Raw genomic sequence first — 20,256 nt, 5'->3', positions numbered from 1 at the left:
CCCTGCGAGATGGGGCATCAATATCGTCATTCAGCCGGAATAGCAATATCGAACCAGGTCGTTTTCCCGCGCCCCGCCGGCGAGCTACCCCAATCGCCGGCCAGCGCGTCGACAATCAGCAGGCCTCGCCCGGACTCCGCTTCCTGGTTGTTCTCCTCGTCCGCGACGATCGCGGTGGGCACGGGTGGATGCGGGTCACTGTCACGGACCTCGACCCGGATCCGGTCCGGGTACTCCCGCAGCCGCAACTCCACTTCGCTGTCCGCGTGGATCAGGGCGTTGGTGACGACTTCGGACGTCAGCAGTTCCAAGGTGTCCAGCATCGGCAGCATGTCCCATTGATGCAGCAGGTCCCGCAGGAATTCCCGGACTTGTGCGACCCCCTGCAGGTGGTGACGCTGCACCGACATCCGTGCCACCCGCCGGTGCTCCCGGGAATGCGCTCCCTCGTACCGCACCAGCAGCAGGGCTGCGTCGTCGGCGAGAACCCGCCACCCGCGGCGGTCCTGGACGAGACGGTCGGCCAGCACCTCCAGGTTGTCGCCGCAGTGATCGGCCAGCACACGGCCGAGTCTCTCCATCGCCGCATCAGATCCGAGCAGCCGCCCGTCCAGCAAACCGTCGGTGAAGAGCGCCATCACCGACCCCGCCACCACCTGTACCTCGCTCTGCTCGTACCGGGCCTGCACATCGACACCCAACGGCAGCCCCACGGGCAGCGATTCGGTGACGCCGTTTCCGTCCGCGTCGACGATGAGGGGGCTCGGGTGGCCCGCGGTCGCCGTGGTGGCGGTCCCGCTCGCCAGGTCGAGCCACACACAGCAGCACGTGGCATACAGATCCGCGCCCAGCCCGGAGAGCAGCCGATTGCTCCGTTCCAGCACGATGGCCGGATCGTGTCCCTCGGCGGCGTACGCCCTGACGCCGCTGCGCAGTTGGCCCATCACCGCCACCGCCTCCAGGCTGTGGCCCTCCACATCGCCGATGACCAGGCCGATTCCGCCGCCGGGCAGTGAAACGATGTCGTACCAGTCGCCTCCCACGTCCGCCCGATCGGTCGCCGGGAGATAGCGGGCCGTGGCGACCGCCTCGGTCATGTGCGGGAGGCTGCGCGGCAGCAGGCTGCGCTGCAGGGTCTGGGTGAGCGCGTGCTCGATCTCGTAGGAGCGGGCCCGTTCCAGGGACTGGCCCACCTGCTCCAGCATGATCGTCAGTACGGCGAGCTGCTCGGGGGCGAACGGAGGTGCGGGTTCCGGGAACTCCAGGACACAGCAGCCCGTGGCCCTCCCCTTTGACACCAGAGGGAGGTAGGCGCGGGCCTGGACCTCCGGATCGGGATCGACGTCGGGATAGGCCTGCCGCAGCGCCTCGGCCGACGGGAAGGACAGGATCTCGATCGCGCGGAGCGTGTCCGTCTCCGGCGTGTGGCGGGACAGCAGGGTGCCTTCGACACGCTGGACCGACTCGCGCGAGAACCCTGCCGCGCCGACCACATGGAGCCGGCCCTGCTCGGCGAGGCACAGCATCACCGCCCGGCCACCGAAGGGCCGGACCACCTGGGTGTCCGCGGCGGCGAGGACGTCCCGGATGTGCACCGCGGCCGTGAGTTCGGCGGCGAGCCTCTGCAACTGGTAGAGAAACGTGCTGCCGGTCGGCTTGGGAACGACCGGCACCTCCGGTCCGCGGGGGCCGGCTTCCACAGCCGCTCCCGTGACCGGGTCGCCCAGGTCACGCGACACCCCGGCGATGAACAGCGGCACGTACGGCGCCTTCATCCACGCGCCCTGCTCCGCGAGGTCCGTCAGCTCGACGGCCAGATCGTCCGCGACGGCCTGAAGGAAATCCAGCGAATCGGTGGCCACCGGCCGCGGCGGCACCCAGCGCACACTCAACGCACCGAACCGGTACCGGAGGGTCCGCACCGGCGCGGAGGCGACCATCATCGGGAACGGATTGTGGATGAAGAGGGCCGGAGACCGACGGGTCAGCTCCTGGAGATCGGTGTTCTCGAACATCACCAGCTTCCCGGCCTGGTGCGCCCTCGCCGTGGAGAAGTTACGGTCGTCCGCCGCCATGCCCGACGGAACAGTGAAGCTCAGGGTGGTGTCGACCATCATCGCTGCCCCGAGCGCCTGGTCGTCCTCGGTCAGCAGATACGCCGTGAAGGTACTGCAGTCGAGGCCGCGATTCAGCCGCCGCAGCGCAGCGGCGATGACGCGGTCGCGGCACATCAACTGCGGCCCGGTCGGCCCCTTGGGGTCTGCCGCGGAGGATGGGGAGTCCATGAGATCCGCCCCGGGGCATCGACGACAGGTGGGGGTGCGGCTACCCCGCTGCTCGGCGATATGCGCCGTAGCAATTTCAGTATGGGCGCAAAACGCCAGGTATGCGCCCGCGCGGCGCCATCCGGGTATCCGCATGGCAGCCATGAGCGGATACACCTCGGACAGTGGCGTCCGCGCCCGCCGGAATACCGCTGTCCGCCTACGGTCGCGGACAGGCCGACCCACCGCTCCGCCCGTCCGGTCCGATGGACGGAGCAGTGCCTCCCGGAAGTGTGCGGCTTCCTCGTCAGGCCGACTGGGGTGCGGGCTCGAGAACGGCGAAGGGGGCGCCGAACGGGTCGGCGAGCCAGGCGATCCGGCCGACGCAAAGCCCGGGGACACAGGAATGACGCTCCGCAATCCTCCGGAACCTGAGGTTCCGCCGAACGGTCTCGATCCGGCGTGAACGGCACGCATGGACCACAACGACCCCAAAGTGATCTTCTTCGGAAAACCGGACACACCCTACGTACAACCCTTGCGCTCCATGCGCTGTCATACACGGCACCGGACAAGGAACGGGCCCTCTCCGGTCACCCCGGCGCCCCCGAGCAAGCCCGGCCCTTCGTGAACCGAACCAAGGAGCCGTTCATGCGCAAGCACCGCTCGGCCGCCGTCGCGGCGGCATCGTTTCTCCTCGTCACGGGCGCGGCCATCGCCTCGGCCCCGTCCGCGTACGCCGGTACCCCCGGCGGCACGCACGCCAACGACCGCAACACCGATTTCAACGGCGACGGCTACGACGACGTGCTCGTGGGCTCTCCCGGTGCGGCGGTCGGCGGGCACAAGGGCGCGGGCATGGTCACCGTGCAGTACGGCGGGCCCAAGGGCATGGGCACGACCAATGTCAGGGCCTTCAGCCAGAACTCCTCCGGGGTGGCCGGAGCCGCTGAGGCCGGCGACAACTTCGGCAAGGCCGTGGCCACCGGCGACCTCGACAGCGACGGCTACGACGACGCGGTAGTCGGTATCCCCGGCGAGGACATCGGAGCCGTCTCCGACGCGGGCGGCGTGGTCGTCCTGTGGGGCACTCCCAAGGGCCTCACCGGGTCGGTGAGCAACTGGCTGCAGGCCGACGATCTCACCACGGGCGGCAGATTCGGCGCCTCGCTCGCCGCGGCCCGCTTCTCGGACACCACACCCGGCGACCTGCTGGCGGTCATGGACTCGGTCGGACTGACCACCTACCAGTTCGAGCCGGCCACCGAACCCAGCGCGAAGAGCGCCGTCCCGCAGTCGCGGCAGCCGCGGCAGAAGGCACGTACGACGCTCACCTCGCCGCCGAAGAAGGCGCTCGCCAGGTCCGGTGTCGACGAGCCGCCGGGTATCCAGCCCAAGTCGATGACCACCGGCGACTACGACAACAACGGCTACGCCGACCTGATCGTCTCCGGCACCAGCGTGGGCGACGAGCCGGGCCACGGCTGGTCGTACATCCTCCCCGGCACCGCCTCCGGCGACGAGCCGCTGCCGGTCACCGCGGTACGCGGCGGCCCCGTCGTCGCCTCCGGCGACATCGACGGCGACGGCTACGACGACCTGGTCACCGGTGAGCCGCACAGCCCTGACGACGGCGGCGAGAGCATGACCGGCGGCATGGTCGGCGTCTACTACGGCAGCGAGGCCGGGCTCGGAGGCCAGGAGGGCCCTGGCACCCCGCCGGTCTGGTGGACCCAGGACTCGCCGGGCGTGCCGGGCACGAACGAGCGGGGCGACGGCTTCGGCACCGACCTCTCCGTCGGCGACACGAACAAGGACGGATTCGCGGACCTGGCGATCGGCGTCTCCGGCGAGGACATCGGCACCGTCCCGGACGCGGGCGCCTTCATCGTCCTGCGCGGTTCGGCCCGGGGCCTGACGGCCACCGGCGTGCTGTCGGCGAACCAGGGGACCGTCAACGTCCCGGGCACCGTCGAGAAGGGCGACAAGTTCGGCGGCCAGGTCTCCTTCACCGACCCCAACGACGACGGCCGGTTCGGCCTGCTCGTCTCGGCGCCGAGCGAGAACACGAACGACGGCTTCGTCTGGGTCTTCTCCGCAGGCACCGGCGGCATCACCACCTCCGGTTCCTGGAGCTACGGCGCGGGCGACTTCGGCGGCCCGACGGCGGACGCGCTGTACGGGGCGGCGATCGACGACTGACACGCGTACCGGACACCCGTCCGCCATGCGTCACCGGTGCCCCGGACAACGGTCTCCGGGGCACCGGGTTCTCCCGCACCCTTGACCGCTGCCGAAACGTCTCACCACACATGAATATTTGAACATCCATTCATGTGTCCCTCTCCGTAGCATGGTGACCATGGGCAACGGAGCGAACGCCCCCGACAGCAGTGCCGCGGCGCCGCACACCCGTCTGACCCCGCAGAACGCACCGCAGGTCGCCGCCATGCTCCAGGCGCTGTCCACGCCCTCCCGGCTGCTGATCCTGGCCCGGCTGCGCGAAGGCCCGTGCGCGGCGACCGAGCTGGCGACCGCTGTCGGTATGGAGCAGTCCGCCTGCTCGCACCAGCTTCGCCTGTTGCGCAATCTCGGTCTGGTCACCGGCACCCGCCGGGGCCGCTCCGTCGTCTACACACTCCACGACGAGCACGTCGCCGCACTCCTCGACCAGGCCCTGTACCACGCGGAGTACCTCCGCCTCGGCCTCACCGAAACCCCAACCGATGCCCGGGTCACTCACTTTGACAAGGTGTCAGGCTCAACTCGCTTGGGGAGCCCTTGACGCAAGGTTGACTGCTTGCGTGGCGATCCGAGGGACCCCGGCCGCTACGGTCCCTCCCATGTCTCTGAGACCCCCTCCCCTCCCGGTCCTCCCGTACCGCAAGCCGACGCGTGGCCGGGACTACTGGGTGCTGGACGACGTGCTGCCGGATCTGGACGCCACCCGGGAGCGCTGTCTGGCCAGGGAGGACTGGACGGAGGGCTACCCGCACAAGCCCGAGAGCTGGCCGGGACTGCGTGCCATGCCGGGGCTCGAGCCCGGTGAACTGGCGCAGGTGGAGCGGCTGGTGAGAAAGGCGACCGGCGCCAGGGAACTCCGGGCCGAACGCCCTTCTGGCGGCGGCACGTTCAACCACAACTGTGTCCAGGTCGTCGGCGAGGGCGAATGTGAGCCGCGCCCCCACACCGACTCGCGGACTCTCTGCCGCTACGCCGCGGTGCTCTATCTCAACCCCGGCGTGCCCAAGGACTGCGGAACCAGTTTCTACCGCCAGAGCCTGCCCGGTGGAGTGCTGGGCGGCAACCAGGTGACCGCGCCGCACAACAACCTCGTCGACGCGCTGGGCACCCGCTTCGTGTCGCCGGACTCCTTCGTCGAGGACGTACGGGTCCCGCACCGCGCCAACCGGCTGCTGCTCTACTCCGCCAATATGATCCACAGCGCCACCGGTTACTCGGGTCACACGCTGGAGGAGAAGCGGATGACGGCCGTCTTCTTCTGGAAGGCCTGACCCGACGGCCCACGGTGGGACGAGCGCCGTAGCGAACGAAGGAAGAACATGAGCGACGTCACCGAGTTCGGGGACATCTCACCGACCACCCTCGCCGACGTCCTGGGACGCGGGCAGGTGATGAACATCGGCATTCGCCCTCTGTGGCCCTCGATGCCGCGCATTGCCGGCCCGGCGTTCACCGTGCGGTGCCCTCCGGGGGACAACCTCATGCTTCACGCGGCCATCCATCGCGCGGAGCCCGGCTCGGTCATCGTCGTCGAAGCGGGTGACGTGGACTACGCACTCGCCGGAGGAAATGTCTGCGCCGTCGCCCAGCGCCGAGGGGTCGCCGGGTTCGTGCTCGACGGGGTGATCCGTGACCTCGCCGAGGTGCGCGAGATGGGCTTTCCCGTCTTCGCCAGGGGGGTCATCCCCATCCCGGGAACGAAGTCGGCCGTTGTGCCGCTGGGCGGCCAGGTGCGGTGCGGCGGCGTGAACGTGCATGCCGGGGACATCGTGGTGGCCGACGAAGAGGGCATCGTGGTCACTCCCCGCGCCCGCCGGGAGCAGGTGCTCCTCGATGCCCGGGCGAAGTTGGCCAAGGAGGCCGGCGAATCCCTCGATGCATGGGAGGAAGCGCATCACGCCCGCATCGACAAGATCCTGGGCGAGAACGGCGCCGCGTAGCAACCCGCCGGGTCCGTAAGGGCCTTCAGCCGGACCCGGATCCGCTTCCTGTGGCCGCTCCGGACCCACGAGCGCGCAGTACAGGCCATTTCGTCGACCGATTGTCAACGCGCGTGGATCGGCCTGGAGTTGCTGTGGAAGACTGCGCCGACGGAGCGGTTCGACCCATCGGTGACGGAGCACGGCATGACGACAGGGATGTCCCACACTCCGATCGACACCAGCAAGCCTCACTCCGCGCGGGTCTACGACTGGCTCCTCGGCGGGAAGGACAACTACCCCGTCGATCAGGCGGTGGCGGAGCACCTGCCGGCCGAGGCGAAGATCGGGGCGCATCAGAATCGTGCGTTCATGAGCCGCGCGACGGCCTGGCTGGCCGGCGAGGGCATCGGGCAGTTCCTGGACATCGGTACGGGCATCCCGACCGCCCCGAACCTGCATCAGACAGCCCAGGAGATCAACCCGGCCGCCCGGGTCGTCTACTGCGACAACGACCCCATCGTCCTGCGTCACGCCGAGGCGCTGCTGACCAGCAGACCGGAGGGGGCGACCGACTACGTTCCGGCGGACGTACGCGAGCCCGAGGGGATCGTGAAGGCCGCACGCCGGATTCTGGACTTCGACCGGCCGGTCGCCGTGTCGCTGCTCGGCCTGCTGCACTTCCTGCCGGACGAGGACGATCCGTACGCCATCGTCAGGACCCTGGTGAGCACACTGGCACCGGGCAGCTACGTGGTGCTGTCCCAGGGAGCATCCGATGTGAATCCCGAGCGGGGAGAACAAGGCGCCGCCGAGTACGGCAAGGGCGGCATCCGGCTCGCGCTGCGCACCCGCGAGGAGTTCGCCCGTTTCCTGGACGGCCTGGACATCGTCGAACCGGGTCTGGTGACGGCACCCGAATGGTTCCGGGGCACCCCCGCGCCCCAGCCCGAGGCCAGCGGACTCTACGTCGCTGTCGCCCGGGTCCCGTAGGCCCTCGGACGACCGCGTCCGGCCACGGTGGGCCCTTGTGCGGAGACCCGGCCGGCCTGCCGACCACCCGGGCACGGTTGCTCATACGGCGCGGCAAGCAGCTCACGGGCAGCGGCGGGAGCGAGCCGGCTCGCCTTCTGACCACCGGCAGCCGCATCGTCGGTTGTCCCGTCGCAACGTCGTGCTCGCCGGACATGCAGATCTGGCATGGGACGGGTCAGTCCGTCGGCTCGCGCCCGGACAGACGTACCTCCTCGATGTCGAGGGCGGCCTGTAGTCGGCGCAGCACGGTGTCGTCGATGCGGCGTTCGTCGCGGAGTCGGACCACGGTGGCGCGCTTGTGGGAGATGAGGGCGAGGCGCAGCGCGGTGTGGTGCTGGTTCTGGAGCATGGCCTGGTCGTCGCCGGCGCCTGTGCCCTTGGCGCGTACGACCGCCAGTTGCGCCTCGTACTCGTGGCGCAACGAGTCGACCACTTTCGGATCGGTTCCCAGGTCGGCGGCGAGCTGCGGCAGCGCCGCGAGTGCCCCTTCCATGGCGAGGGTCTCGGCGAGGACGTGTTCCTCCTCGACCGACGTGTCGCGCGGCAGCCGGGCCCAGCGCACCACGCCGGGGAGCAGAAGTCCCTGCACCACCAGAGTCACGACGATGACGCCGGAGGTCACGAAGACGATCAGGTCGCGGTCGGGGAAAGGCTCACCCGAGTCGAGCGTGTGCGGCACCGAGAGCGCCACGGCGAGAGACACCGCACCCCTGAAGCCGGCCAGCCCGCTCACCACCCGGGCGCGGTGGCTGATCCGGAGCAGCCGCTGCTGCGGACGGCGGTCGATCATACGAATCAGGTACATGGAGACGAAAAGGAAGACGAAGCGCACCACGACCAGCACCGCAGAGACGAGGCCGACCACGATCAGGGCGTGGTTGAAGTCGGCGCGGCTCAGAGTGCGGACGGCATCCTGAAGCTCCACTCCCACAAGGACGAACAGTGCGCCGTTGATCACGAACGTCGCCATCGGCCAGAACGCCATCGCCTGCCGGCGTGCCTCGGCCCGCACCACACGCGGGGCGGTCTGAGACATGATCAGTCCGCTCACGACGACCGCGAGGACCCCGGAGGCTTCGATCAGTTCGGCGAGCAGGTACGCGGTGAAGGGCGCCAGGATCATGACGAGATTCCCCAGCAGGGGGTCGGGCAGGCGGCGGCGCAGGTACGTGTTGACGCACGCCACCACCACGCCGACTGCAGCACCGCCGCCGTACGCGAGCAGGAACAGCCCGCCGATGTTCGGGATGCTGAGGTGGTCCGCGCCGACCGTGATGCCGACGGCGAGACCGTAGATGACCAGCGCAGTGCCGTCGTTGACCAGGCTCTCGGCGCGCAGCACGGTGACTTGGCGGCGCGGCAGGGCTCGGCCCAGGACGCCGACCGCCGTGGCGTCGGTGGGTGCCACGGCGGCGCCCAGCACCCACGCCGACCCCCACGGCAGCCCCAGGGCGTGCCCAGTGGCCGCCACGGCCCAGGCCGTGAGGATGACGAGCGCGGTGCTCAGCAGCACGATGCCGCGCAGGTTGGTGCGGATCTCCCGCAGGGACGTCGTCAGACTCTCCCAGTACAGCAGGACGGGCAGGAAGAGCAGCAGCACCACCTTCGGCGGCAGCTGCGCCTGCCGCACCGCGGGGATGAACCCCAGCAGCACACCTGCGATGAGCAGCAGGACGGGCGGGGCGATGCCGAAGCGCTGTGCCAGGGCGTTGCCCACCAGGACGGCCACGCCCAGGAGCACGACGAGTTCGAGACCGAGCATGGTGGTTCTCCTGTGCAGAGGGCTACGACGGATACGAGGGACGGACTACACCGTTCATCACCGCGAACGACGACCGGCTAACGGTTCTTACTTCCCCGCGTACGCGCCCGACCTCAACCCGTTCCGGATCCACTCGCGCAGGCCCTGCGGCTCAACGACACGGAACGAACCCACCTGTACGACCTCGCCCGCGCAGCGAACGCGACGCCTGCCCGGCCGAGGCGGCGCCCCGAGCGGCCGACGGTACGGCCCGGCGTGCAGCGCGTCATGGAGGGGACGACCGAGCTGCCGGCGCCGGTGACGAACCACCGTTTCGGCCTACCGGCCGCATCCTTCTTCCACTGGTACGGCATCAGCCGCACCCAGTCCTCGGTGACGACCCGGGACTTGGTGGTGGCCGGTTCGGTGAAGGTTCGGCTGGGGCCGGTGAGCGTGGCGGTGCGGGCGCCGTCGGTGAAGCCGGCGAGGACCTCGCCGTCGACCCCGCGCAGCAGGGTACGGTCCGGGTTCCGCAGTCACTCCCAGCGCTGCTCGCCGTTCTTGATCCCGGCGCCGGTGGACCGCAGCGCCGGGTTGTCGGTGACGGCCTGCACGGTCATCTCCCGGCGGGCCTGCTTCACCTCGCGGTCGACGGCCCAGGCGTCGGCGACCGGCCCGAGGTGGCCGAGCTTGTCGGGGTTGATCACCGAGCGGATGGTCTGGATCTGCCCGTCGAGCACCTCAAGGGCCAGGATGTGGAGCACCTTGTTGTCCCGGTCGCGGAAGACCGCGCCGGGCCGGCCGTTGACCTCGTGCGGCTCGAACGTCACGTCGATCCGGGCCAGCAGGGGGAAGACGGTGGCAAGCAGCCGGGCCACGTTCTCGGCGCCGACGACAGCCCTGGCCAGCTGCGGGGCCTTGCCGCCGCCGTCCCCCACCATGGACACGTCGGCGGCGAGCAGATCCCGCAGGCCGACGACATCGCCTTCGCGGAGGGCGTCGAAGAACCGCGCCGCCAGTTCCTGCCGCTCCTGACGGTCCGCTTCGAACCGTGGCCGCCCGGCGTGCATGTGCCGTCGCGCCCGTACCAGCAGTTGCCGGCACGCCGCCTCCGACCGCCCCACCGCCGCGGCGATTTCATCGAAGCCGAAGGCGAACACCTCCCGCAGCACGAACACCGACCGTTCCAGCGGGCTGAGCCGTTCCAGGAGCAGCAGCGCCGCCATCGACACCGAGTCGGCGAGCTCCGCCGAGTGTGCCGGATCCTGGTACGGATCGTTGAGCAGCGGCTCGGGGAACCACGGTCCGACGTACTCCTCCCGCCTCACCCGGGCGGACCGCAGCACGTCGATCGAGATACGGGTCACCGTGGTGGACAGAAACGCCTTGGCCGACGCGGGCCGAGTCGCCGAGGCGTCGAAGCGGAGCCATGTCTCCTGCACTGCGTCCTCCGCCTCACCCACGCTGCCCAGAATCCGGTACGCGATCGAGAACAGCAGCGGCCGCAGCTCCTCGAACTCGTCGACCTTGCTCATGCAGACTCCCCTTGCTCTGCTCCCGCCCGGCCGGACTCGCGCCGGCGAGGCGTCCTCCTGAGATCATCCGGTTCGCCGCCGGGACGGCACAACGCCCCTGGCCTGAGCCAGGAGCGGGGGCTGTTCAGTGGAACTGCCCGGCCTCGTAGTCGCCGGCCGGCTGCTGAGCGATGATGTTCAGCCGGTTCGCCGTGTTCATGAAGGAGACCAGGACCGCCAGGACGGTGAGCTGCTCCCCGTCGTAGTGCTCGGCCGCACGCGCCCAGACCTCGTCGCTGACCCCGCCGGCCGCGTCGGCGACCCGGGTCGCCTGCTCGGCCAGCTCCAGGGCGGCGCGCTCGGCCTCGGTGAAGACCGTGGCTTCCCGCCACGCCGCCACCAGGTGCAGCCGCACCGAGGTCTCGCCGGCGGCCGTGGCCTCCTTGGTGTGCATGTCGATGCAGACGGCGCAGCCATTGATCTGGCTCACGCGCAGCGCCACCAGCTCCTGCGTCGCGGCCGGCACGGACGATTCCTTGATCGCCTTGCCCGCCGCAATGAAGTGCTTGAAGGCCGTGCCGGCGGTCGGGCTGGCGAAGTAGTTCAGTCGCGCGTCCATCGTGTGCTCCTCCGTGGTCGTCAGTGGCTACACCCCCTGAGACGAGGTGGCCCGGCGCCCTGTGACACGGCGGGGCGGGTGACCCAGGTCTCCTCGCCACTGGGGTTTCGGAGATGCCACAGGGCGAGGTTGCTTTCTCGCCCCAGGCGGTGCGGGCCAAAAATCCCCGGCCAAGGAGCTGTCGGTGGACCTCGCGCTGTGGATCGTCGCCGGACTGCTGGCCTTTGTCTGCCTGGTCGGCAGTTCCAAGATGTTCGTGCCGAAGGAGAAGATGGCCCGCGTGGGCACCGCCACCCGATGGGTCGAGGACTTCAGCCCCCGTGCCCTCAAGGCCATCGGTGCCATTGAACTCCTGGCCGCGGCGGGCCTGGTGCTGCCCGCCGTGCTCGACATCGCCCCGGTCCTGGTGCCGCTGGCCGCCACCGGCCTGGTGTTGCTGTTGACCGCAGGCGGCATCCCCTTCGGCGAAGGACTGCGCGAGCGGATCGCCACGGCCATCAAACGCCGATTGTCCCCGCGCCACGTGCCCGACGTGATCGTGCCGATCCCCGCCGTCCCGCGCACGCTCACCGGCAAGAAGCTCGAACTACCCGTCAAGCGCATCCTGCAGGGTTCCCCCTGTCACCGACGTCAGCGCCGAAGGATCAGTCAGCCACTCCGAGATGCTCAGCTGGTTCCCGGATTTCGCGGCCGGTTCGGCACCGGACAAGTGAACGCACCGTCTTCGCCGGCCCTGGGAGAAGCGACCGCGGCCCGGACACGGACTGACGCCGCACCGAGTCCGCCGCGGATATCGAGATCTGCGCGACCGGTCGGGTACCCGGAGCCACCTGCCGAAATCCACCGCGCCCGGACCGGGGCGACCGCACGGCAGCAGGAGCCCGGCGACACCCGGTCGCCACGAAATATTCTCAAGCGGACCCATGAAAATTTTACGGAATCCTGGAACTGAGACGAAGGTCACACGTTAATTTGGACGAGCCGTCTCCATTTTCCGACGGTCCGCATGCCAGTCTGGGATGGCGTTGACCTGTCATTCGACCGCCGTCACGGAGGGAGAATTCCATGACTTGCCACCCGCCGTTACCTGACCCGATGCCCAGGCCTTCACTTGAACCGAAAGTTTAAGGCACCATGACGGAACACACTGAATTAATTCAGACTTTCGGCCGGAAAACAGAATTAGATCGAATAGCGCAATTACTCGCCGGTGGTACTGCGGGGTACAGCGGCACGCTCACCATTCAGGGACCGTCAGGAACGGGTAAGACCAGGCTGCTGCTGGAGTCCCAGCGGGCCGCAGAGCGACTCGACTTCACCGTTTCCTCGTTCTTGAACCCCGCTGCGGGTGGACCTGCGGGACGCCGTGAGGCCGCGTCCCTCATGGCGGTCCTCGACTCCGCCGCAGCGAGCTCCAAGCCCCGGCTGGTCGTGGTGGACAACCTGCACAACGTCCCCGATGAATTGACCGAGGCAGTAGCGTCCCTGGCTCACTACGAGCCCCCGAAAAATTCCCGGACGGCTCCCCTCATTCGGATAATCGGGCTTCGCACTGGATTACAGAACCGATCGATGCGTCGCCTTTCCAGTGAATTCGCCGGGTGCCACCGAATAGAACTCGGCAGGCTTTCCGAAGCCACCTCCACGGAACTCGCCGCCGACATCATGGGTGCCGCTCCCGACCCGAAGCTCGCCGCAATGATATCCGGCGCGGGAGGAAATCCCCTCCTGATCGTGGAACTCGTCCAGGGGTTGCGCGAAGAGGGTTCTGTGGAGATTTCCCACGAGCGGGCCCGGCTGTTGGACGAACGCATTCCACGACGGGTGCGCGACCTCGCGCAGCACTGGCTGGACTCGCTATCGGACAAGGCCCGTCAGCTCGTCCAGGTGGCCGCGGCGGTCGGTGGGTCCTTCATGGTCGTCGAGGTCGCCTCGATGCTGAGGGAGACCACGGCATCGATGCTTCCCGCGCTGAACGAGACCATCGCCTCGGGCTTGCTGATCTGTCCGGGCGAGCAGACGGTGTTCCAGCACGAGCTGGTGCGGCGTTCCATCGCCGACGCGCTGCCCGCCGCGGTCCGGCAGGCGCTCCGCCAGGACGTGAGCGCCCTGCGCAGGCAGCACTGCCTCCAGGTGCCGATGCCGCCGGAGTTCCTGGTCACCGGCGGCCGTCCGCCCGGCACGCCGGCGCCGGGGTCCGCGGACACGCCCGCCCCGCCGCCTGCGCCGGCCCCCCTCCCGGCGTCGTCCACGGGACCCGGGATCGTCCACCGGCTGCTGCCCGCCCTGCTGATGGCCCGCAGCACCCGCACCGAGCCCCTGCCGTTGGGGCTCGCCGAGGAACTGCGGGCCGGCCTGACCGCCGCGCTGCAGGCCCACTACGCCGACGTCGAGCTCACCGGGACCGCCGACGCACCGCTCGCGGACCGGGCCGACCGGATCACCCGCAACACGGTCTCCCTCTTCGCCGACGGTGTGCAGCGCGCCACCACCCGAGCGCGGGCGCTGCTCGCCGCCCACCAGGGCCGCGACGACGAGGCCGACGCGGTGACGGCCACCGTCGTCATGTCCAACCTGGAATGGGCCGTGGGGAACCTCGCCGAGGGGCTCAGGTGGGGGCAGCGCGCCGTCCAGCGCCTGGGCCCGGCCACCCCGCCGATGTGGTCCCCGTACGTCAGACTGGCACTGGCCACCAAGCTGTCCGACATCGGCCGGTTCGAAGAGGCCGAGGGGCTGATCGCCACGGCCCGGACGGAGGCCGAGGCACTCGGCCACCCGCACACGGCGACGCCGTTGATCGCCAGGGCCATGCTGCTGCTCCAGTCCAGCCGGCTCCAGGAGGCCCAGGACTCCGCCCAGGCCGGGCTGGAGGTCGCCGCGAAGACCGGTGGCGGCTGGGTCGTACCGGTCGGGCAGGCGGTGCTGATCCTGGTCGCTCTGCGCCGCGGCGACCTGGCGTCGGCCGCCGACTACGCGTGGCGATGCCGGGCGGCCGTCGGCGCCGACAGCACGGTCTTCCCCTCGATCCACTTCGATTGGGGGGAGTGCCTGGTGGCCACCGCGCAGCTCGGTCCGCGGCGCACGGCGGAACTGCTGACCACCACGTACGCCCATCTCCTCACCTCTCCACAGCTGTTCGTGGAGGAGGCGGCGGCTGCGGCCTGGTTCGTCAGGCTCGCTCTGGCGGCGGACGACATGCCGCTCGCGTCGACCGTGGTGACGGCCGCCGAAAGGTTCGCGGCTGCCAACCCCGGGCGCCCGACCCTGGCCGTCGCCGCCCTGCACGCCAGGGGGTTGCTGGAGCGGGACTCCGAGGCACTGCGCCAGGCCGCGCGCGAGCACGTCAGCCCGTGCGCGGGGGCGCTCGCCGAGGAGGACCTGGGGATACTGCTGAGCACGCAGGAGGAGAAGAACGGCGCTCTCGGCGCCGCCGCGCTGCGGTCCGCGCTGCGGCGCTTCGTACAGATCGGTTCGCAGGGCGACATCGAGCGTATCCGGGCCTTCATGGAGGAGCACGGGACGCCCGTCACGAGCGCTCCCCGCCAGGGCAGGGCCGCCACCGCGGGCTGGGAGGCGCTCTCGGAGACCGAGCGGTCCATCGCCCACCTGGTCAGCGACGGGCTTACCAACCGCCAGGTCGCACGGCGGGTCAGCCTGTCTCCGCACACCGTCAACTACCACCTCAGGGCGATCTTCCGGAAGCTCGGCATCGGCTCACGGGTGGAAGTCGCCCGACACATCACCCATGGCGCATGAAATGCGCACCGCAGAAAGGAAGAACATGGCAAAGCCGTTCACGGTCCGGGTCACCGTTCGCGTCTACGAGACCGACGCACAGGGACACCTCAACGGGAACGTGTACCTCCAGCACGCGGAGCACGCGCGCTGGGAACTGCTGCGCGCGGCCGGGATCAACCAGGGGGACCTGCTGAAGAAGGGCGTCAGTCCGGTCAACCTGGAGACGACCATCAGGTACCACCGTGAGGTGGTCGCCGGTGACGAGGTCGACATCAACTGTGTCTTCGTCTTCGGCGAGGGCAAGAGCTTCCGGGTGGAGCAGACCATGACCAGGGCCGACGGCACGCTCGTGGCGGAGGTCTTCAACGTGGGCGGCATCCTCGACCTGGACGCTCGCAAGCTCGTCTCCGATCCCCGGGAGTGCTTCCGCTCGGTGGCGGCCAATCCGGCGGTGGCCGGGCTCTGACCGCGCTGCCGCCCCCCGGGGCGGCGCCGGTCTCCTCGCTTCTCCTCGCGGGGGGACCGGCGCGTCGCGTCACGCCCCGACGCGTTCCCGCAGCTCCGGTGTCATCAGCTCGTTGGAGGGCAGCACTCCGGAGATGGCGGAGAAGAACCGTGCGGTCATCTGCGGGTCGTCCACGATGGCGCGCATCAGCGGCAGCCGACGGCCTGGCCGCAGCTCGGCCGCGGCCAGGGTGTCCCGGTATCCCTCCATGACCAGATCGTCCCGCCGCTCGCCGTACCGGCGCAGCGACTTGTCCAGTCTGGGATCGTCCTGCAGCCCGTCGCCGACGGACTCGACGAGCGCGGTCGCCTGCCGGAAGGCGTCGGTGATGCCCTTGCCGGTGAGCGAGTCCTTGTGGTGGCCCGCGTCCCCCACCAGCGCCCAGCCGGGGCCCGCGGCCTGGCGGAAGAAGTTGCGCTGGTCACCGGTGCCGAAGAGCCGGTCCTCCTGCGTCGCGCCTGCCATCCGGTCGGCCAGGACGGGTGTGATCGCGGAGATGTTGTCCAGGTAGGCGGTACGGGCGTCCGCGCGCACCCGGTCGTAGTCCGCCATCGGGAAGTAGGTGCCGACCAGGGTCAGGCCGTCGTTGGTGGGGACGAATCCGGCCCACTTGCGGGTGCTCTCGTACACCTCGAAGCCGGTGTCGATTCCCGACCAGAACGAGTAGTACGCGCAGGTCAGCATGGGATCCTCCAACTCGCTGCGGGCACCGGCAAGTTCGGCGACCTTGGAGCGCATACCGTCCGCGCCCACCACCAGACGGGCCCGCTCCTCGAACTGCTGCCGGCCCGAGCGGTAGCGGACACCGGCCACCCGGCCTTCCTCGAACACCAGCTCGTCGACCGTGGACTGTTCGCGGAACTCCGCGCCGGACGCGACCGCCTCGTCGGTGAGGATGCGGTCCAGCAGGTAGCGGCGCGGGGCGTAGGCGGCGGTGACGCCGTCGGCGGGCCATGAACAGCCTTCGAGCACCACGTCCTTGACCTGGTGACGGGCATGGTCGAGCGGCGGGCAACCGGTGGCGGCCACCGCGTCGAGCACGCCCCAGCGATTCAGGTGGGCGACGCCGGGCTGATGGATGTAGAGGGTCGAGAGGGTGTCGCGGGGGTGGCGGATGCGGTCCAGCAGCAGCACGCGGTATCCGGCGCGGGCGAAGAGCATCGCTGTCGGGGAACCGGCGGCCCGCGCTCCCACCACTATGACGTCGTACACGGGGCGACCGTGCCTTTCCTGGGATCGGAGGTCCGGGGGCTGAGGTCCGGGGGCTGAGGTCCCGGGTCGGAAGTCTGCGTCGGAAACACAGCGCGCGGTGTGCGGGCGGATACGGGGCCCCGGGGGACGTCCGCGGGCAGGGGCCGTCAACCGGCGCCCGCCTTGTTCAGCGCGTCGGCGAGTGCGCGCAGGGTCCGCAGGCCGTCCTCCGCGTCGACGGGGAAGATCATCACGGAGAGCGTGGTGACTCCCGCCTCGGCGTGCTCCCGCAGGGTGTCGGCGATGCGCTCGACGGGGCCCAGCAGACAGGTCCGTTCCAGGAACTGCTGGGGGATCGCCGCGGCTGCCTCGCGCGGGCGGCCCTCCAGGTACAGCTCCTGGACGCGCTGTGCGGCGTCCGGGTAGCCCATGCGGGCGGCGAGACGGTTGTAGAAGTTCTCCTTGCGGGAGCCCATGCCGCCCAGGTAGTGCGCGGTGTACATGCGGACGCGGTCGGCACAGTCGGCGACGTCGTCTCCGACGACCGCGGGCATCGAGGAGACGACGTCGAACCCTGTCAGATCCCGGCCCGTCCTCGCCCGCCCGGCCCGCAGCAGTGGCAGGTGCTCGGCGACGGTCTCGGGCTGGAAGAACACGGACAGCCAGCCGTCGGCGATCTCCCCGGCCAGTTCCACGTTGCGCGGGCCGACCGCCGCCAGGTAGACCGGCACGTCCTTGCGGCGCGGCCGGGTGCCGAGGCGCAGCGGCTTGCCCGGTCCGTCGGGCAGCGGGAGCCGGTAGTGCGAGCCGTCGTAGACGACGTCCTCTCTGCGCAGTGCCATGCGGACGATGTCCAGGTACTCGCGGGTGCGCGCCAGCGGCCTGTCGAAGCGCGCGCCGTGCCAGCCTTCGGCGACCTGGGGCCCCGAGACGCCCAGGCCGAGCCGGAAGCGGCCCTCGGAGAGGATGTCGAGGGTGGTGGCGGTCATCGCGGTCATGGCGGGGCTGCGGGCCGGGATCTGCATGGCGGCCGTACCGAGTTCGATCCGGCTGGTCTGCGCGGCGAGGTAGCCGAGCAGCGACACCGCGTCCGAACTGAAGGCCTCGGCGGTCCAGGCCACCGCGTAGTCGAGCCGCTCCGCCTCCTGTACGTACCTGGCGGAGGTCCTCGGGTCGGCGCCCGCGCCGAGGTTCCCGAGGTAGCGCAGGTTCAGTCCGAGTCTCATCGGTGCACCGTCCTGGTCGGATCGGCGACCGTCCCCGGGTCGCTCCCGGTCCGGGCGCAGGCACGGTCCAGGAATTCCAGGACGGTCGAGGTGTAACGCTCCTTGTCGGCCCACAGGCCGCGCAGGTGGCGGGCGTCGGGGAGCACGAGGGTCTGGGCATGCGGGTAGCGGCGGGCCAGCCGCAGTATCTCTTCGGCGGGCACCACGGCGTCCGCGCCGCCGCCGATGAACAGCATCGGGGTGGTGGCGTATCCGGGCGCGGCCGGGGCCGGCGGCCAGTCGGCGCCGCCGATGGTGAGGTGGTTGAACAGTTGGAAGGACCGCTCGGCGACCGCCCCGGCCCGTCCACCGCGGGTCCGCTCCGGCAGCGCGAGCAGCCCCTCGCGCAGCAGGTTGGGAGAGATCGCCGGGGGGTCGCAGGCGGGCCCGCTGTCGCAGACCACCGCGTCGACGACCGGGTGCAGCCTCTGCAGCGCGCGCAGCATCGCGAACGAGGAGAGCGAGAAGCCGTACAGGACGAGCCGTGCGCCGGTGTGCTCCGGCAGAGTGGTCACGTACCGGGCAGCGGCGACGGTGTCCTGCCCGAATTTCCGGTCGAAGCCGGCGAATCCGCGGTCCTGGAAGCTGTCGCCGTGGTTGCGGTAGTCGAACAGCAGCACCGTGTGTCCGGCCCGGTGCAGATAGCGGGCGTAGGGCAGGCTGCGGGACTTGTCCAGGCCGAGCCCGTGGCCGAGCAGCACCACGCGGTCCGTACGCTCGCCCCGGCAGAGCCAGCCGGCGAGCGTCCGGCCGCCCCTGCCCGCGGGGATGGTCACCTCCTGCGCCCTGAGCCCGAACTGCTCAGGGCGGCGGCGGCGTTCGGGCCTGGGCGGATGGAACGCGGTGTACGCGGTGCGCAGGGCGTCGAGGGGCGCGGCGAGCAGCGCGGCCGGCCGGTTGCTCATGTCCACTTCCCCGGTCCTGGCTTCCGGCTCCCCGGTCCGTGCGTCCGGTTCCCCGCCACGGGCGTCCGGCGGGCGGCGTCGCGGCGCGTGCGGCGGTTCGTACCGCTGGTGCCGCTCACACCACCAGACCTCCGTCGATGCCGAGCACCTGGCCGCTGATGTACGCGGCCCGCGGCGACACCAGGAAGGAGACCAGGTCGGCGACCTCGTCGGCTGCCCCGAAGCGGCCCAGTGGGACCTTGCCCAGGATCTGCTTCTTGACGGCGTCGGACATGTCGGCCGTCATGTCGGTCTCGATGAGGCCGGGCGCGACGGAGTTGACGCGGATGCCGTACTTGCCGACCTCTCTGGCGAGCGAGCGCGAGAAGCCGATGATGCCGGCCTTGGACGCCGCGTAGTTGCTCTGGGTGGCGTTGCCGTACACGCCCGCCACGGACGACATGGTCACGATGGTGCCGGTGCGCCGCTTCATGAAGGAGAAGACCGAGGCACGGCAGATGGTGTAGGTGCCGTCGAGGTTGGTGGAGATGACGTCGCGCCACTGGTCGTCGTCCATCAGGACGAGCGGGTTGTCGCGCACGATGCCCGCGCTGGTGACGACTGCGTCCAGCGGGCCGAGGTCCTCCTCGGTCCGGTTGACGAACTCGCGGGCCGCAGCCGGGTCGGCGACGTCCAGCGACTGGGTGAGGACCCGTGCGCCGAGCGCGGTGGCCTCCTTGGCGACCTGCTCGGCCGCGCCGGTGTCGGAGCGGTAGCAGAGCGCCACGTCGAAGCCGTCGCGGGCGAGCCGGGTGACCACGGCCCGTCCTATGCCGCGGGAGCCGCCGGTGACGAGGGCGACCGGTCGTGCGCCGTCTGACATGTTGCTGCCTTTCGGTGGGCTTGCGGGTCGGTCTTTCGGGGGCGTTGCTTCGGAACGGCGTCAAGCACCGTCGTCCGGGCCGGTAGGTGGTACGGGCCGGCCGCGCGGGGCCCTGCGACGGACGCGGGGCCCCGCGAACGCCGGCCGTACGGCGCCTGCTTGAGCAGCCGTACGACGACTACTTGAGCTTCGAGTCGACCAGCGCGCGCACCTGGAGCAGGTTGGAGACCTCCTTGAAGTCGGACTCGGCGACCTTGATGCCGTACTTCTTCTCCAGGTTGACGACGATCTCCAGGGCCATGAGCGAGTCGACCTGGAGGTCGTCGACGAAGTGCGCCTCGTCGGTGACCTCTTCGACGGGGAGCTCCAGTGCGTCGGCGACGAGCGAGCGCAGTTCCTCGGTGTCGACGGCGACGGCGGTGTTCTCGGACATGTGGTGATTTCCTTCCGTACG

Annotated in this window: 17 protein-coding genes; 8 read left to right on the top strand and 9 right to left on the bottom strand. The window is 70.1% G+C overall.

Going from position 1 to position 20,256, the window contains the following annotated elements:
• Nucleotides 1-26 precede the first annotated feature (26 nt).
• Nucleotides 27-2,285, bottom strand: coding sequence for a SpoIIE family protein phosphatase (locus ACIA8E_RS30125; RefSeq protein ID WP_399302661.1), 2,259 nt, complete (start codon nt 2,283-2,285; stop codon nt 27-29).
• Nucleotides 2,286-2,915: 630 nt separating this feature from the next.
• On the opposite strand from ACIA8E_RS30125, the gene ACIA8E_RS30120 reads away from it, so the two are divergent.
• From ACIA8E_RS30120 to ACIA8E_RS30100, 5 genes are all read left to right on the top strand, one after another.
• Entirely contained in the window at nt 2,916-4,466 is a 1,551-nt protein-coding gene (locus tag ACIA8E_RS30120; RefSeq protein WP_399302659.1) for an esterase, read from the top strand.
• A 160-nt stretch (nt 4,467-4,626) separates the two neighbouring features.
• On the top strand, nt 4,627-5,049 hold the full coding sequence (locus ACIA8E_RS30115) for an ArsR/SmtB family transcription factor (RefSeq protein WP_399302657.1): 423 nt from the start codon (nt 4,627-4,629) through the stop codon (nt 5,047-5,049).
• Between the two features lie 58 nt (nt 5,050-5,107).
• On the top strand, nt 5,108-5,779 hold the full coding sequence (locus ACIA8E_RS30110; RefSeq protein ID WP_399302655.1) for a DUF6445 family protein: 672 nt from the start codon (nt 5,108-5,110) through the stop codon (nt 5,777-5,779).
• Between the two features lie 48 nt (nt 5,780-5,827).
• A complete protein-coding gene (locus ACIA8E_RS30105) occupies nt 5,828-6,448 on the top strand; it encodes an RraA family protein (RefSeq protein WP_399302653.1) in 621 nt (206 codons plus the stop codon).
• Nucleotides 6,449-6,634: 186 nt separating this feature from the next.
• Nucleotides 6,635-7,420 carry an SAM-dependent methyltransferase gene (locus ACIA8E_RS30100; RefSeq protein ID WP_399302651.1) on the top strand — a complete coding sequence of 262 codons (786 nt, stop codon included), beginning with the start codon at nt 6,635-6,637 and terminating at the stop codon, nt 7,418-7,420.
• A 217-nt stretch (nt 7,421-7,637) separates the two neighbouring features.
• Here the strand turns inward: ACIA8E_RS30100 and ACIA8E_RS30095 are convergent, their stop codons facing one another.
• The 3 genes from ACIA8E_RS30095 to ACIA8E_RS30085 form a co-directional block, all read right to left on the bottom strand.
• The gene (locus tag ACIA8E_RS30095; RefSeq protein ID WP_399302649.1) at nt 7,638-9,224 is read right to left on the bottom strand and encodes a Na+/H+ antiporter; all 1,587 of its coding nucleotides are present in this window, start codon (nt 9,222-9,224) and stop codon (nt 7,638-7,640) included.
• Nucleotides 9,225-9,739: 515 nt separating this feature from the next.
• Nucleotides 9,740-10,738, bottom strand: a complete 999-nt coding sequence (locus tag ACIA8E_RS30090; RefSeq protein WP_399302647.1) for an RNA polymerase sigma-70 factor — start codon at nt 10,736-10,738, stop codon at nt 9,740-9,742.
• A 124-nt stretch (nt 10,739-10,862) separates the two neighbouring features.
• Nucleotides 10,863-11,336 (bottom strand): carboxymuconolactone decarboxylase family protein, encoded by a 474-nt coding sequence (locus ACIA8E_RS30085; RefSeq protein WP_399302645.1) that lies wholly within the window; start codon nt 11,334-11,336, stop codon nt 10,863-10,865.
• A gap of 184 nt (nt 11,337-11,520) precedes the next feature.
• On the opposite strand from ACIA8E_RS30085, the gene ACIA8E_RS30080 reads away from it, so the two are divergent.
• The 3 genes from ACIA8E_RS30080 to ACIA8E_RS30070 all read left to right on the top strand — a co-directional run bounded on the left by ACIA8E_RS30080 (nt 11,521) and on the right by ACIA8E_RS30070 (nt 15,540).
• Complete coding sequence (locus ACIA8E_RS30080) at nt 11,521-12,288, top strand: DoxX family protein (RefSeq protein WP_399302643.1); 768 nt, start codon at nt 11,521-11,523, stop codon at nt 12,286-12,288.
• A gap of 620 nt (nt 12,289-12,908) precedes the next feature.
• On the top strand, nt 12,909-15,092 hold the full coding sequence (locus ACIA8E_RS30075; protein ID WP_399302641.1) for a LuxR C-terminal-related transcriptional regulator: 2,184 nt from the start codon (nt 12,909-12,911) through the stop codon (nt 15,090-15,092).
• Nucleotides 15,093-15,117: 25 nt separating this feature from the next.
• Nucleotides 15,118-15,540: an acyl-CoA thioesterase gene (locus tag ACIA8E_RS30070; protein WP_399302639.1), complete on the top strand. Its 423-nt coding sequence runs from the start codon at nt 15,118-15,120 to the stop codon at nt 15,538-15,540.
• Nucleotides 15,541-15,609: 69 nt separating this feature from the next.
• Here the strand turns inward: ACIA8E_RS30070 and ACIA8E_RS30065 are convergent, their stop codons facing one another.
• From ACIA8E_RS30065 to ACIA8E_RS30045, 5 genes are all read right to left on the bottom strand, one after another.
• Nucleotides 15,610-16,791, bottom strand: a complete 1,182-nt coding sequence (locus tag ACIA8E_RS30065) for an NAD(P)/FAD-dependent oxidoreductase (RefSeq protein WP_399302637.1) — start codon at nt 16,789-16,791, stop codon at nt 15,610-15,612.
• A 146-nt stretch (nt 16,792-16,937) separates the two neighbouring features.
• Complete coding sequence (locus tag ACIA8E_RS30060) at nt 16,938-17,996, bottom strand: LLM class F420-dependent oxidoreductase (RefSeq protein WP_399302635.1); 1,059 nt, start codon at nt 17,994-17,996, stop codon at nt 16,938-16,940.
• Complete coding sequence (locus tag ACIA8E_RS30055) at nt 17,993-18,940, bottom strand: alpha/beta hydrolase (RefSeq protein ID WP_399302633.1); 948 nt, start codon at nt 18,938-18,940, stop codon at nt 17,993-17,995. The genes ACIA8E_RS30060 and ACIA8E_RS30055 overlap by 4 nt, the downstream gene beginning before the upstream one ends.
• Before the next feature lie 115 nt (nt 18,941-19,055).
• Nucleotides 19,056-19,802, bottom strand: a complete 747-nt coding sequence (gene fabG / locus ACIA8E_RS30050; protein WP_313939610.1) for a 3-oxoacyl-[acyl-carrier-protein] reductase — start codon at nt 19,800-19,802, stop codon at nt 19,056-19,058.
• A gap of 178 nt (nt 19,803-19,980) precedes the next feature.
• Complete coding sequence (locus ACIA8E_RS30045) at nt 19,981-20,235, bottom strand: acyl carrier protein (RefSeq protein ID WP_399302631.1); 255 nt, start codon at nt 20,233-20,235, stop codon at nt 19,981-19,983.
• Nucleotides 20,236-20,256: the final 21 nt, after the last annotated feature.

The sequence above is a fragment of the Streptomyces sp. NPDC051664 genome, assembly GCF_044453545.1.
Taxonomy (GTDB): Bacteria; Actinomycetota; Actinomycetes; order Streptomycetales; family Streptomycetaceae; genus Streptomyces.
Note: the sequence above shows the minus strand (reverse complement) of the source record. Positions and strands in the feature narration are given on the sequence as shown.